The sequence below is a fragment of the Leptospira kmetyi serovar Malaysia str. Bejo-Iso9 genome (genome assembly GCF_000243735.2).
Classification (GTDB): Bacteria; Spirochaetota; Leptospiria; order Leptospirales; family Leptospiraceae; genus Leptospira; species Leptospira kmetyi.
In genome coordinates this window covers 25,001-38,241 of sequence record NZ_AHMP02000001.1, presented here as the reverse complement: position 1 = coordinate 38,241, position 13,241 = coordinate 25,001, and the positions used below count along the sequence as shown (strand labels likewise).

At 44.7% G+C, this 13,241-nt stretch carries 16 protein-coding genes (1 of these 16 cut by a window edge); 7 read left to right on the top strand and 9 right to left on the bottom strand.

Features of this window, described 5'->3' with window-relative positions; translation table 11 throughout:
- Positions 1-13: 13 nt before the first annotated feature.
- A complete protein-coding gene (gene efp / locus LEP1GSC052_RS00210) occupies positions 14-580 on the bottom strand; it encodes an elongation factor P (protein WP_010572513.1) in 567 nt (188 codons plus the stop codon).
- Between the two features lie 358 nt (positions 581-938).
- Here efp and LEP1GSC052_RS00205 point away from each other — a divergent pair, with 358 nt between their 5' ends.
- From LEP1GSC052_RS00205 to LEP1GSC052_RS00180, 6 genes are all read left to right on the top strand, one after another.
- Positions 939-1,850 (top strand): phosphate ABC transporter substrate-binding protein, encoded by a 912-nt coding sequence (locus LEP1GSC052_RS00205; RefSeq protein WP_010572514.1) that lies wholly within the window; start codon positions 939-941, stop codon positions 1,848-1,850.
- Between the two features lie 78 nt (positions 1,851-1,928).
- Positions 1,929-2,252 (top strand): hypothetical protein, encoded by a 324-nt coding sequence (locus tag LEP1GSC052_RS00200; RefSeq protein ID WP_010572515.1) that lies wholly within the window; start codon positions 1,929-1,931, stop codon positions 2,250-2,252.
- Between the two features lie 306 nt (positions 2,253-2,558).
- The gene (locus LEP1GSC052_RS00195; protein WP_040912617.1) at positions 2,559-3,689 is read left to right on the top strand and encodes a KamA family radical SAM protein; all 1,131 of its coding nucleotides are present in this window, start codon (positions 2,559-2,561) and stop codon (positions 3,687-3,689) included.
- Positions 3,690-3,780: 91 nt separating this feature from the next.
- Positions 3,781-4,275: a hypothetical protein gene (locus LEP1GSC052_RS00190; RefSeq protein ID WP_240631144.1), complete on the top strand. Its 495-nt coding sequence runs from the start codon at positions 3,781-3,783 to the stop codon at positions 4,273-4,275.
- 54 nt (positions 4,276-4,329) lie between these two features.
- Positions 4,330-4,536, top strand: coding sequence for a hypothetical protein (locus LEP1GSC052_RS00185; protein ID WP_010572518.1), 207 nt, complete (start codon positions 4,330-4,332; stop codon positions 4,534-4,536).
- A gap of 9 nt (positions 4,537-4,545) precedes the next feature.
- Entirely contained in the window at positions 4,546-5,301 is a 756-nt protein-coding gene (locus LEP1GSC052_RS00180; protein ID WP_020985391.1) for a hypothetical protein, read from the top strand.
- A 176-nt stretch (positions 5,302-5,477) separates the two neighbouring features.
- On the opposite strand, the gene LEP1GSC052_RS00175 is transcribed toward LEP1GSC052_RS00180, so the two are convergent.
- From LEP1GSC052_RS00175 to LEP1GSC052_RS00145, 7 genes are all read right to left on the bottom strand, one after another.
- Entirely contained in the window at positions 5,478-6,509 is a 1,032-nt protein-coding gene (locus tag LEP1GSC052_RS00175) for an SAM-dependent methyltransferase (protein WP_010572519.1), read from the bottom strand.
- 28 nt (positions 6,510-6,537) lie between these two features.
- On the bottom strand, positions 6,538-7,335 hold the full coding sequence (locus tag LEP1GSC052_RS00170; RefSeq protein ID WP_010572520.1) for a DUF1295 domain-containing protein: 798 nt from the start codon (positions 7,333-7,335) through the stop codon (positions 6,538-6,540).
- Positions 7,336-7,353: 18 nt separating this feature from the next.
- Positions 7,354-7,836: a DUF2062 domain-containing protein gene (locus tag LEP1GSC052_RS00165; RefSeq protein ID WP_040912658.1), complete on the bottom strand. Its 483-nt coding sequence runs from the start codon at positions 7,834-7,836 to the stop codon at positions 7,354-7,356.
- A gap of 82 nt (positions 7,837-7,918) precedes the next feature.
- Positions 7,919-9,220, bottom strand: a complete 1,302-nt coding sequence (locus tag LEP1GSC052_RS00160) for an SAM-dependent methyltransferase (RefSeq protein ID WP_010572522.1) — start codon at positions 9,218-9,220, stop codon at positions 7,919-7,921.
- Positions 9,204-9,980: a DUF1365 domain-containing protein gene (locus tag LEP1GSC052_RS00155; RefSeq protein WP_020985424.1), complete on the bottom strand. Its 777-nt coding sequence runs from the start codon at positions 9,978-9,980 to the stop codon at positions 9,204-9,206. The genes LEP1GSC052_RS00160 and LEP1GSC052_RS00155 overlap by 17 nt, the downstream gene beginning before the upstream one ends.
- On the bottom strand, positions 9,977-11,260 hold the full coding sequence (locus tag LEP1GSC052_RS00150) for an NAD(P)/FAD-dependent oxidoreductase (RefSeq protein ID WP_010572524.1): 1,284 nt from the start codon (positions 11,258-11,260) through the stop codon (positions 9,977-9,979). The genes LEP1GSC052_RS00155 and LEP1GSC052_RS00150 overlap by 4 nt, the downstream gene beginning before the upstream one ends.
- A 134-nt stretch (positions 11,261-11,394) precedes the next feature.
- Positions 11,395-11,853 carry a YqaA family protein gene (locus LEP1GSC052_RS00145; protein WP_010572525.1) on the bottom strand — a complete coding sequence of 153 codons (459 nt, stop codon included), beginning with the start codon at positions 11,851-11,853 and terminating at the stop codon, positions 11,395-11,397.
- 461 nt (positions 11,854-12,314) lie between these two features.
- Between LEP1GSC052_RS00145 and LEP1GSC052_RS00140 the strand changes: the two genes are divergently transcribed.
- Positions 12,315-13,052 carry a hypothetical protein gene (locus tag LEP1GSC052_RS00140; RefSeq protein ID WP_020985453.1) on the top strand — a complete coding sequence of 246 codons (738 nt, stop codon included), beginning with the start codon at positions 12,315-12,317 and terminating at the stop codon, positions 13,050-13,052.
- A gap of 59 nt (positions 13,053-13,111) precedes the next feature.
- On the opposite strand, the gene pyrF is transcribed toward LEP1GSC052_RS00140, so the two are convergent.
- Positions 13,112-13,241, bottom strand: partial view of an orotidine-5'-phosphate decarboxylase gene (gene pyrF, locus LEP1GSC052_RS00135; RefSeq protein ID WP_010572527.1) — the final stretch only. The gene runs 686 nt beyond the window's last position; 130 of the gene's 816 nt are visible here — the last part of the coding sequence; the start codon falls outside the window, past its right edge; the stop codon is at positions 13,112-13,114.

Sequence of the window (13,241 nt, the reverse complement as noted above, 5' to 3'; positions counted from 1 at the left end):
ACTCCGCAGATTGTTATTTGTTGACCCTTTCTACGTAAGTGAGATCTCGCAGGTCTATTTTGATTACGTCTCCCTGCTTTACGAATATAGGAACGTTGATTTCTCCGCCGGTTTCCACGGTGACTCTTTTTTGCGCCGTTCCGGAAGTGTCGCCTTTTAGACCTTCCTCGGCGTAAGTCACTTGCAATACCGAGAAGTTCGGAGGAATCACTCCTATCGGTTTGCCCTCGTAGAACGTAACTTCCATAGGAGTTTCTTCCTTTAAGAAAGGAAGAATGTCTTCCACATATTCTTTAGACACCGGCATTTGTTCGAAGTCGTTGGAATCCATGAAGATGATATCGTCGCCTTCGGTGTAGCAGATGGTCATATTTCTTTTTTCTAACTCGACGCTCTCTAATTTTTCCGCCGCTTTGAAGGTGCGTTCGATGGAGCTGTTTCTGGTGAGGTTCTTGAGTTTCGTTCTGATAAATGCGGAGCCCTTTCCGGGGTTTACGAATTCAGTTTTAACGACCGAGTAAAGATCTCCTTCCACTTTGAGAACCATACCTTTTTTTACTTCTGTGATACCAAGAGTCATGGATTTTCCTAAGAATAGTTTGCCTCCTTCTATTTCCCGACGAACGAGCCCCCTGTCAAGAAAAAGAACCCAGAATGGCGATCCATAGAGAGTCCATTCTGTTGAGTTTCTCGAATGGGCGATCCTTAGAAAGTGTTCTATCCAAAAGCCGTAAAACCGGCGGTCGCTCTACTCGGTTTTTTTATTATAAAACACGCCCTCAATCTCGCTCCCTGAACTCAGCGGCCGCCTCTACGGATCGGCATCCAGGTCGCTTGATATGTATGAATTTGTAATAATTCAAGATCGAATTGTAATAGACTTTTTTCATGCGGAGCGGACCATCCCGGGCAACTCCATAGGAACGTAAAGCAAACGTATGAAATTTAAGTTTATGATTCTTACCGCGATGATCGCCGCGGTTACTCTTACGGCAAATTGTAAGCCCAAAGAAACGATCACGGTCACCGGTTCGGAGACGATGCACGTGATGCTTCAAATGATCGGTCTCGAATATTCGAGAAAACATTCCGGAATTAAAGTCGTGGTCAACGGCGGAGGCTCCATCGAAGGAATCGAAAAATTATTTCAAGGTAAAACCGACATCGCCGCGGCCAGCCGACCTTTGACCGAAATGGAATTGAAGGAATTCGATTCCAAAGGAAAGTTCGAATCTCTGGCGATCGCCTACGACGGAATCGCAATCATCGTACATCCATCCAACCCGGTTCGTAAAATCAGTTTGGAAACCGCTTCGAAAATTTTCGCGGGTGAAATCACCGATTGGTCCAAGGTCGGAGGAAAGGCCGGAAAGATCGAGGTGGTGATCCGAAACGATAAGTCCGGAACCGCGGCTTATTTCGAAACGCACGTCCTCAAACAAAAGGACTTAGGCGCAAAGAATTACGAAGCAAGAAAGAATTTAGAATATTCCAAAACAGCAAAGGTCGTAGCGGATAACGACTCGATGGCCGCAGCGATCGACAAAAATCCGAATACGATCGGTTTTATGGGAATGGGAAGCGCCCTTTTTGAAAACAAAGGAAGAGTTCGCGCGCTCGAATATTCTCTTTCGGGCAAAGAACCCTTTGTGATTCCGAGCATCGAAAACGTTTACAATCGTAAATACGAACTTTCAAGGGGATTGTATCTGTTTTATCTTTCCGATCACGGACAAAAAATCGACGATTTCATAACGTATGTTACGAGCGAGGACGGACAAAAGACGATTCTCAAAAGCGGTTACTTGAGAGGATCTCTTCCGACCGTGGAAGTCGAGGTTAAAAAATAAGGAAAAAACCGCAAGGTCCCGAGAATTTTTTCGCGGAAAACGATTGATTTTCGCCGTTCTCGGGATCTAATAATCCGTATGGGCCGTGCTATACTAGGGATCGTAGCGTTACTCGTAGCGGGATGTTTTCTCGCGGACGGTTTTGCGGAAAGCAAACTCGATTCCTATAAACCCGTCGTTCGGGTCAAAGCTCAGTCCAGAACTATCAGTCAAGTTTCCAATCCTTTTACAAAAGGGATTTCTTTCGGAGACGACGACAAAGGCCTTGTCGATTTTTTAAGAATCGATTCTTTTTCCGGTAAATTTTTACCTTCCCGTTCCGTACTAAAAATCGAAATCATTTCGGGTAGAGTTTCACTTTCCTTTCGTTATCTCGCTCTACCGCCTCCGACGGCTGTTTAAGGACACATTTCAATTCTGTACGAGGGAGTAAGTCTCCCCGTTTCGAGGCGGCGGTTCTTTGGGCAAAAAGAATCTTCATCCTCGGACGAACACAGAATCTCCAGCTTGGAATCATTCTCATTCTTGTCCTGAATCTCCTAAAAAAGTGAGAATCTCCCGATGGAGATGCAATACAAAACGATTGCCGGAAGAGGTTTCGAAAGTCCTACTTCCGGTTTTTTTTAGAAGGAAAGAATTCTACTTCTTTGTTGACGTTGCCGACGCCGGTCGGAGGATTTCAGAAGAGCCAAGCTTCGGAGCGATCCACTGTCCCAATTTTCTTCCACCCCTTCCACTTCCAAACGATCCGGTTTCAGCGATTTAGAATCTTCGGAACACTGGTTGAATTGGAAATGGCAGATTCAAAACAGAATCAAAACTCAAGAAAAATTGTCCGAACATCTCGAACTGATCGAAAAAGAAAAACTTTCCTTCGACGCTTGTTCCGAATTTTTTGAATTCTCCGCAACGCCTTATTACTTAAATCTCGCGGATCGAAACGATCCGAATTGTCCGATCCGTCTTCAGATCGTTCCTCATCGGGAAGAATTGATTCGAAACGGTTTTGAAAGACAGGATCCTCTCGCGGAAGAATCTCATATGCCCGTCAAAGGTGTGACCCATCGTTATCCCGATCGAGCGCTTTGGTATTTATCGCATGTCTGCGCGGTGTATTGCAGATTCTGCACGCGCAAAAGAAAGGTGAGCAAATCCTTTCACACTCCGGGCAAGGAAGAATGGGATCAGGCCCTCGCGTATTTTCGAAAACACAAAGAGATCAAGGAAGTGATTCTTTCGGGAGGAGATCCTCTCAATCTTTCCGACGATAAGTTGGATTATCTTTTAGGCGAACTCAAATCCATTTCGCATATCAATCAAGTAAGAATTCACTCGCGTTATCCGGTAACGCTTCCGATGCGGATCGATTCTTCGTTGTGCGCCGTTTTGAAAAAACACTTTCCGATTTATCTGGTCACTCATTTCAATCATCCGAAAGAAATCACTCCTCTCGTCCGGGAAAGAATTTCCCTTTTGATCCGTGAAGGAAACGCGATCGTTTTAAACCAAGGAGTTCTTCTCAAAGGAATCAACGATTCGGCGGAAACCCTGAAAGAACTTTTTTACGGACTGACCGCGATCGGAATCAAACCGTATTATCTGCATCAATGCGACGAGGTTTGGGGAAGCGGAAGTTTCCGGGTCGAAATCGAAAAGGGCGTCGAGATCATGAAACAGATTCGGGGAAGAATTTCCGGTTTGTCGGTTCCGCTTTATGTGGTCGATCTCACGGGCGGAGGCGGAAAAGTTCCTTTGCCCACTTCTTATCTCGAGGAAAAAACCGATCATTCTTATATCTTCCGGAATTATCAGGACGAACTCTATGAAATCAGTTATTAAGCGAAATTCTCCCTTTAGGAAAGTTATTTTGCGTCGCTCCATTCTTTCCAAAATCGGAATTGGAATCCTACTTGTGTCGGCCTTGGTTCCGATGATTCTTATCGGCTGCAAAACGCCCGAAAGTAAGGGAGCCGCGTCCTCGATCGAAACCCCGAGATATCTTCGATTGAACTACGACGTGGTCTACGATACTTCCGAAGGTGTTACCCTTCACGATTCCGGGAAATTATTTGCGAGGGGTTTGTTCTACGATTTTACGATCAATTCTTCCGCGAATCAATTCGAAAGGATCAAGGCCTCGTCCTACACGGAAGACAACCAGATCGACTTCAAACATATCCTGACCGCGAACGAACTGAGTTCGCTTAAAAATCGGCAATACCAATATTTTTCCATGCCCAACGACTCAAGGGCCAGCGTTTTAACCGGAATTCATAACGAGCGTTGTTATATCCGTTGGGAATGGCAGAAAGAATCCTTTATTTTCGTCTTTGAAACCGACGCCAAAATCGATTCCGGCAAAAGCCCGGCCGCCCTTGGAAAAGAATTTCATGAAAATATCCGTAAAGGACTCAGAATTTTTTAGTATTCTTGACCAATTCCGTACAGGTCCGTATTCTATCCTTGGCAAGGATCTGGTATGTGGTTGAAGCTGGGAGATACTGAAATCATCAACCTGGATTATATATCCACGATCAAGAAGAACTCCTCTTCCAACGCAATCGAGATTATCTACAACGATCTCAACCATATCAAATCCCTACCTTTCCGAAATCCGGAAGAAAGAGACAGAGCCTACGACGCGATTCTCGAGAATCTATCGAGAATGAAATTATTTTTTGAATAGAGAGGGAAGATGGAGTCGATCAAACAAAATCTGCAAACCGTATTTTCCCTAAAACCGTTCGAGATCCTTTTTTACGGATCGAGACAAAGGGGAGATTTTCGGGATTCGTCCGATTTTAATTTTTTTCTTTTAGCCGATCCGAGCGATCAGTTGAAAAGTACGTTCCTACGCGAGATCAATGCGATCCTCAGTCCTTTGGAAGAAATCGCGCCCGTTCATCTTGTGACGGCGGATACGGATTCCTTTCTTGCGAGACTGAGAGTATTCGAACCTTCCGCGACTCATATCTGCGAACTCGGGGAAGCGTTTTACGGTAAGGAATCCTTTCCCGGTCTCAGCCAAGAATGGAACAAACTCAAGGGCCAATCGATAGACTCCGTTGCGGCCGGTAAACATCTCCGAAAAAGATATCGTTTTTACAAAAGCATTTCTCCTCGCAGTACCAAAGAAGAGATCATGAGAATGGAAAGACTCGTGGCTCTTTATCTGCAGAACTGGATCTTCCGCGAAATCGAAGACCTAAGCTGGATCGAAATCGTTCACGCGGATATTCCTTCGAGATTGATTTCCATGGTTCGCGATCTATATCGTAAGGAAGCAAACGAAAACACTTTGGAAATTCTCAATCTATATGAGGAAATTCTAAAGTTGAAATCGGAGATCCGAAATCATCAGAATCCTTTCTCCGCGGAAAAGTTCCAGACTCTCAAGGATACGATCCGGTTCGAAGAGAAGGAAATCAAAATTCTCAAACTAAACTACTGAAGCTGCGAGTAACGACGCGGCTTCAGGCGGACTTCGAATTCTCTTATCATCCGTCGAGATTTATTTTTTCGAGATAGTTTGTCGGAACATTTTAGAATCATACGGTTATGAAATTGACCGATTTAAAATTTCGTGAACAACCTCGGCGTTGGTTTGCGCCGAGGTTGCAATTTCGTCTAACGTTTCGAAAAAAGATAATGCGAAACGATCCATTCTTCCCCGTTCTTATATTTCCAGAGTTCCGCGCAGGCCATAAAGAACACCTTCCAATATACGAACCATTTTAAGGCCTGTCCGGGTCCGTATGTTTCCGAGAAGATCCGCATTACCTCTTCGCGATTTTGATACATTCCGTTCAACCAAGCCTCGGAGGTAAGCGCATAGTGATTTCCGTTGACGACCCATTGGTCTTGGATTTGAAAATCCTTTTGAAAGTATAAAAACAAATCGTGGGAAGGCATCTGTCCGCCCGTAAAAAAATAACGGGACATCCAATCCGTGTCGTCGATCACTTCGAACGCATACGGAAACCGGTTGTGCGTGAAGATATGAACGAAAAAAAGTCCTTTCGGTTTTAAGAAAGAAGCGAACCGTTCGAAAAGTTTTTCGTAGTTCTTCATGTGTTCGAGCATTTCCACGGAAACGAGTCGATCGAACTTCGCGGAAATTTTGAAGTCGTTCATGTCCGCGGTGACGATCGTAAGATTTTTCAGTCCTCTCTTTTTAGCCTGTTCGTCTATGTATTTCTTCTGGCTTTTCGAGTTGGAAACTCCCGTGATTTTCGACTTCGGATAATTCTCCGCAAGATACAAGGACAAAGAACCCCAACCGCATCCGAGATCCAAAACGCTCATCCCGTTTTCGATCTTGGCCCTTTGACAAGTGATCTCCAACATTCTTCGTTCGGATTCGTCGAAGGACACGTTCGGAGTTTCCCAATAACCCGAACTGTATTTCATATGTTTTCCCATCACAAGTTTGAAGAATTCGGCGGGAACCTCGTAGTGTTGCTCGTTGGCAGCCTTCGTATGAATCGCGATCGGAGATTTTTTCAAAGAATCAACGTAAGCGATTTTGTGTTTTTGATTGGCTTCGAGAGAACCCTTGTTCTCCTGCTTCAATCGATCGGCCAATAGACCACGAATTCTAAAACGAATCAGCCAATCGGGAAATACGTCCTTTTCCATGAGATCATAGATCCAATTCACGGAAAACCTCCATTCTTATTTTTGAATATTAAGCTTTTGGAAACCAAGGGAAGAATGCGTTAGTCCTGGCGATGTATTCGCGATACGCGTCCCCTTTCGTCTTCAGTTGTCCGACCTCGTTCAGCGGAACTCCGGTCAATTTCGTCAAAAGAACAAACATGACGATCGGAGACAACAAACCGATCCAACCGTACGGAGAACCCAACGAAAAAATTCCGAACGCGACCCAGATCAACCATTCGAAAAAATAATTCGGATGTCTGGAATACTTCCACAAACCCGTATCGCAAACCTTTCCTCGGTTATCCGAATTCTTTTTAAACTCGTTGAGTTGAAAGTCCGCCCAGGATTCGCCAATGACGGATAACGTAAAAAGAATCAAACCCGCGACTTCGAAATCGTTCGTGTTCGGGTTGTCGTTCAGATTCGGAAATACGAACGGCAAACTCAGAAGTACGGCGAGAATGCCCTGAAATTGAAAGATGTTCGTAAAAAATTTACGATCCACTTTGTCTCCGTAATCCGCTCGAAACGCCGTATAACGCGCGTCCTCGTGTCCTTTGAACACGCGGGTCACGAGTATAAAATACGAAAGTCTCCATCCCCAAAACGCTACGATCGCGGTGATCTGAGCCGCTCTCAAAGGGAAACCGTCGCCTAACGAGTAATAAACGATCGCCGCGGTGGAAATACAAAGTCCCCAACCCACGTCCACGATCGAATAATTCTTCGCTTTTTTACCGATCCACCATAGAACCGTCATCAAAACGAAGACGAATCCCCAAGCCGCGGACATCAGAGTTAAAATTTGTAAGAACGGGTTCATAAGATTCTCGTCTTTTGTTTATTTTTTTCTTTTGGAATCGAGCAAACTTCCCGCCTTTCTTACGAACGGAAGAAGTATAAAATAAAAAACCGCAGAAATTCCCGGAACCCAAACGGCCCAACCGAGAACCGCAAAGCCCGCCACGTCGAAGATTCCCTTTGCGATCGCCGAAACGTTATCCACCGATATATGTTCGGCCCAACTCAGATCGAGTGAAACTCCCGTTACCGCAGAACCCGTTTTTAAAAACGGAAAAATCAAAAGAATCTGCAAAGGATAGACGAGATAGTTGGCCAATTGGATCGAAACCGGATTCAATCGAAGCAACACTCCGAAAATTCCGCAAAGAGTCATCGTGGTTCCGATCAAGGGGAACACTCCGATTCCAGCGCCGACTACGACGCTCAAAGAAATCTTTTCCGGTGTGATTCCCGATCGAAGTTCCCTTTTCACGATGTCGATCGCATTCTTCGGAGAAAAATGTTTTAGAAAATGGAAAATCGATCTTCCTTTCGAAGTCGGATGACGGTCCTCGGATTGAATCTCTTCTTTCACTGTGCGTTTCTTCTCGGATGATTTCAGACTAAAGCGTCAAGTTGTTCGGTCTCGTATAAACCGCTTGCACCACGCTGATATTCTTCATAGAAAACGCCGCCGCACAATACGAAAAGTAATATCTCCATTTCCGAATAAAAGATTCGTTAAAACCCATATCCCGAATCAACGCGATATTGGAATCGAATCCTTTCAACCAACTCATCAGAGTATGATCATATTTTACGCCCATATCTTCCAAAGAATAAAGATGAAAATCCCCCGTACGATTGATCGCTTGATTGATTCTCGCGATCGAAGGCAAAAGCGAACCGGGAAAGATATGTTTCTGGATAAAGTCCACTCCCTTGCGGAAGGATTCGTATCTCGCATCGGGACTCGTGATGATCTGATGAACCATGAGCCCGTCCTTTTTTAACACACGGTTGCACATCGAAAAGAAAGCTTCGAAGTATTCGTGACCGACCGCTTCGAGCATCTCGACGGTTACGAGTTTATCGTAAGTCCCTTCCACTTTGCGGTAATCCGCCAGGCGCACTTCGATCCTGTCCGATAAACCTTCTTTTCGGATCTTTTCGTTGGCGTAACGGAATTGCTCGTTCGAAATCGTATAAGTCGTCACCCTACATCCGAAATTCTTCGCCGCATAGGTCGACAATCCCGCCCAACCCGTTCCGATTTCCAAAAGATGATCGTCCGGCCGCAGTCTCAGCTTTTTGCAAAGAATATTCAGTTTTTCTAATTGTGCCTTTTCTAATGTATCTTCCGTGTTTTTGAAATACGCGCAGGAATAAGTCATCGTAGGATCGAGAAATTTTTCGTAAAATTCGTTTCCGAGATCGTAGTGTTCCACGATGTTCTTTTTGCTTCCTCGGATCGAATTCTTCCGAAACAAATGTAAAAGCCTGCTTCCCAAGTTCGTCAAACTGAGATGCGCAAAACGGTTTTTACTCCCGCTGATCGACGGAGAATCTTCGATATTGTATATAAACCAGGATATGACGGCGCGTATATCGTCCGTATCCCAATCTCCGTCCATATACGATTCCGAAAAACCGAGATCCCCGTTGAGAACCGTCTTCTTAAAAAAGATCGGATCGTGTATATGAATGATCCCTTTGTGAAACTCCGGAGGAGCGTCGCTTTCCGGATCTCCTAAATACGCCTTTTCACCGTTCGGAAGCGCCAAACGGATCGATCCTTTCTTCATCGGAGAAAGGGCCTTAAAGAAAAGGTTTTTGTAGAATTTATACGAATTCGATTCGACGGAAACCTCGAGGGCGGCTTCCGAATCCTGAAATTTTATGTCGGACTCAGTGGTTCTTTCCAAGATGAACTCCTTTTTGCAAATCTATATTTTCGTTTTTTCTAATATACGGAAGACCTTTCAGAAATAACTTAAAGGCCTGCCAGTGAATCAATACGATTACTTGGACGGTCGCCAAAGGATAAAGGAAAAACATTCGGATTAAATTCCGATCGTTCCATTCGATTCTTTTTCCCGTGTAAGTCGTCGTCATGAGCGTCTCTCCGTCTTCCAAGGCGTCGATGCGGATGTTCAAAGATTCGTCCGCGGGTTTCAGAATAAATTCAAACTCGGATTTTAAACCGACAAAGGGAGAAACATAAAAGAATTTCCCAGTTCTCATCCGAAACGCTCCGTCCTTCCAGGTTTCCTTTCCGAGGAAGAAAGGTTTTTGTTCTCCGAACGTGTTCCCCACTTCCGCGACCGCGCACAAAGGAGAATTTTGTTCTCCGTAAAAAAAGTAGAATGAAACCGGATTGAATACATAGCCGAGGATTCTGAGATTCGTAACGAGAATCGCCTTCGTTACGGATTCGTTCATTCCGTTTTGTTTCAAATATTCTAATATGTTTTCCTTAACGCCGACTTTACCGAAGTCGAGATGATCCTCGTCCGAAAATCGAAAAAGCGCCTTTTGATCGGTTCCGAACCAACGGGACCGCGCTCCGAGCTCCTTCAACTCGTCCAAGTCGAGAGCGAAGGTAAAGATCCCGTATCGAAAACGATTCTTTTTCGGAGAACGCCGATCGTGCATTACGTTTGCTTTATAAATGCAGGAATTCAATTCCAAACCTTCCTTCCCAAAAGCTCTTCGCTTAACAATTTCGCGGACCAAAGTCCGTCCTCGTGAAATCCGTTTCTAAAATAACTTCCGCAAAAGAAAATTTTTCCTTCTTGATTGAGTTCCTGAAGTCTGGATTGCGCCCTCAAAGAACCGACGCTGAACAAGGGATGATCGTATTCAATTTCTCGAATGATCTTTTTCCGATCTACGGTCCCGGGGTCGTTGATCGAAACGTAATAATTCTTTTTTTCGGAAACTCCCTGTAGACAATTCATCCAGTAAATCGTGGACGCCTTCGTTTCGTTTCCGATCCGCTCCATACGATAATTCCAGGCGGACCAAGCGAGTTTAACGTTCGGCATGGACGAATCGTCCGTGTGCAAGGTCGCGATATTTTTTTGGTATTTGAATTCTTTCAAAAGTTCCTTTTGCAAAGGGCTCGGTTTTTTCAAAAGTTTCAACGAAGTGTCCGCGTGTGTGGCGAGAATCACCTTATCAAAAAGAGAAGACTTTCCGTTTTTTAAAACGACTCGGACTTTTTTTCCGGCAGTTTCGACGGATTTCACCTCGCTCTTGGTATGAAAGCGATCCCGAATCGGCGCGGTAAGACGTTTCACGTATTCTATCGAACCGCCGTCCACCGTGTACCACTGATGTTGCGTATTTAAACCGAGAAATCCGTGATTGAGAAAAAATCGCACCAAAGCAAAGGCCGGGAATTTCAACATCCTATCGTCCGAGGTGGACCAAACAGCCGAACTCATCGGAATCAGATAATATTCCAAAAGGTCCCTGTGATAACCCGCTTCCTTGATATAATCGTCCAAAGTATAATTTAGATATTTAGAATTTTCTAAAATAGAAGGAGCTTCCGTGTTGAAGCGGTTGATGTTATACAACAATCTCAGATATTTGAAGTTGAAAAGATTGCGTTTTTGAGAGAACAAACCTCGGATTCCCGAACCGCAAAATTCCAAACGATCCGGAACGTGTTGTACGCTGAAGGACATCGACGATTTTTTAACGGGAACCTGAAGTTCTTCGAATAATCTTTTGAGATTCGGGTACGTCACGTAATTGAATACGATAAAACCGGTATCGATCGGAATCGACTTGTCTTCCTCCGGAACGTCAACCGTGTTCGTATGACCTCCGATATAAGAGCCTTTTTCGAAGATCGTAAGATCGAAATCATTTTGTAAAAAATGCGCACAACCCATTCCGGAAATTCCGGTCCCGATGATCGCGAGAGTTTCTTTTTTCGTTTGATTCTTTTTCAAGAACGCCGCCTTTTTCTTTGGTATTATAGACAGCGCCAATGCGTTCGGATGTGAAAAAAATTTTTATATAAGATTACGATTGATGCGCTTGTAACTTACGAACATACAAGCGCATCGTCAATGGAAATAAATTTCTACGCTTTGACGAAGAAGAACGCGAGAAGAATGTAACGAGCGATCCGTAGAGTGAACACTACGATCACGAACAACCAAAGCCTTTGTCTGAAAAATCCGGAAAGAATCGTGATCGGATCGCCGATTACGGGAAGAAAAGACAACAAAAGAATCGGCCAACCCGAGGTTTCCATTCTTCGATAGAGTTTTTGAAACATCGGGGAAGAATCCAACTTGCCGTGAACGAACGTTCGCGAACCGTAACCGAGCGCGTAATTGAAGGAACAAGCCGCGCAGTTTCCGATCGAAGCCCAAATCACGGCCTCGTAAGGAGGAAGACCCGAAACGATTGCAAGACCCAAAGCGGCTTCGGAGCTGAACGGTAGAATCGTAGCGGCGGCGAACGAAACGATCGCGAGCCCCAACCCGCCGTACATCGGGATCAATTTGGAAAGAATTTCCCAAATGTTATTTTCCATCAAGGTTCCCGCAGCGTGTCCCTTTGTCGCATAATTGATTCAACTTCGTTTCCATCTTTTCCCGCGAAACGATTCCCGTCTTTGTTTTTTTGGCGACGTCAATCGATCGGCCCGTTTTGAAATTGCGAGAGTACGACCCGAGTCAAGAACGGATCGTTTCCAATCGCAATGAAGAATATAAATCGAAATCCGTGCGCTCTCAAAAGCTTCTTGTATCCGTCGACCGAACTCACACGGACAATTTTTTAAATCGCGTCCAAAAAAATATTTTTTTGTTTAAGACAAAGCTCTTTCGTAGAACTTTTCGATTTCGCATAACGTAAAAATTTTCCTTCTTTGAGCAAGCTCGAAGTCGATTTTCCTTTGCTGTTTATCATTCGCTATCTCTATTCTTCGAAAAACGGGAAATGTTATTGGACCTTCGCGGTCCTAGAGGCAACAAATCCAAAGGAGATTCGTTCATGAAAAAAGAATATTCAATTCTTTTAATAGGATTCGCTTGTTCACTCGCGCCGTTCTTTTCGGTTTCGGCGCAGGATTCCCAAGCGGAGAACAAACAATACGCGCCGTGGTCTTTGAAAATCGGAGGCGGGATCGGAGCGGTAAACGAAAGCGGAAAACCGGCCAACAAGGGAAAGGACAACAACTATCGAATCTCGGCGGAATACAATCCCCGCTATTTCGGATTCGAATTCGGATTAACGCATAAGGTTTTTTCTTTGGATATTCCTCCCCGTTTGGAACATACATATCCGTTTCAAATCTTTCAAGCCGGTTCTATGAATGCGGGGCCAAACAGAGACGTCACCACGGCCGCATTCTACGGAAGTCCGCAGTATAACAATCCTTTGCGAGATAGAAAAGTATTCGAACTTACCTTTTTGGACATAGGACCCACGTTTCACATGAGGCCGGGAAAAACCTTTGATCCGTATATTTCAATCGGCGCGGGAACCACCGGTTTTGATAAGTTCGCCTCGTATCGTGGATTCGCGCGTTTGGGTTTTAAACTCAACTTCGATCGATTCTTCCTTTTTACGGAAGCGGAAGGTTCGTCAATCAACCGGTATTACAATCGGGACGTGAGAATTCATTACAACGATTATTCCGGCATGGTCGGGATCGGTTTTCATTTCGGAGGGGGCGACGAAAACGTCAAAAAAGAGGAAAGTTCCACCGCGGGACTCTCGTCATTTTAAGGTTTCTTAAATTATAAATTTTGAATGTTTCGGTCGACGCGAAAATTCTCGCGTAATTCTTATAAGCCGACGAACTTCGCCTGCATCGCCTTGTGAATCTTCTCGGCTTCTTGACCCGCGCGCGTCGCAAAATCGAGCCCGTTGGACGCGAAATGAATTCCTCTCGAGGAGTTGATGAGAGAATGACGT

Coding starts and splice junctions, on each gene's coding strand:
- LEP1GSC052_RS00190 (WP_240631144.1), top strand. CDS start 3,781: ATGATTCTTATCGGCTGCAAAACGCCCGAAAGTAAGGGAGCCGCGTCC.
- LEP1GSC052_RS00145 (WP_010572525.1), bottom strand. CDS start 11,853: ATGGAAAATAACATTTGGGAAATTCTTTCCAAATTGATCCCGATGTAC.
- LEP1GSC052_RS00200 (WP_010572515.1), top strand. CDS start 1,929: ATGGGCCGTGCTATACTAGGGATCGTAGCGTTACTCGTAGCGGGATGT.
- LEP1GSC052_RS00180 (WP_020985391.1), top strand. CDS start 4,546: ATGGAGTCGATCAAACAAAATCTGCAAACCGTATTTTCCCTAAAACCG.
- LEP1GSC052_RS00205 (WP_010572514.1), top strand. CDS start 939: ATGAAATTTAAGTTTATGATTCTTACCGCGATGATCGCCGCGGTTACT.
- LEP1GSC052_RS00185 (WP_010572518.1), top strand. CDS start 4,330: ATGTGGTTGAAGCTGGGAGATACTGAAATCATCAACCTGGATTATATA.
- LEP1GSC052_RS00170 (WP_010572520.1), bottom strand. CDS start 7,335: ATGAACCCGTTCTTACAAATTTTAACTCTGATGTCCGCGGCTTGGGGA.
- efp (WP_010572513.1), bottom strand. CDS start 580: ATGACTCTTGGTATCACAGAAGTAAAAAAAGGTATGGTTCTCAAAGTG.
- LEP1GSC052_RS00140 (WP_020985453.1), top strand. CDS start 12,315: ATGAAAAAAGAATATTCAATTCTTTTAATAGGATTCGCTTGTTCACTC.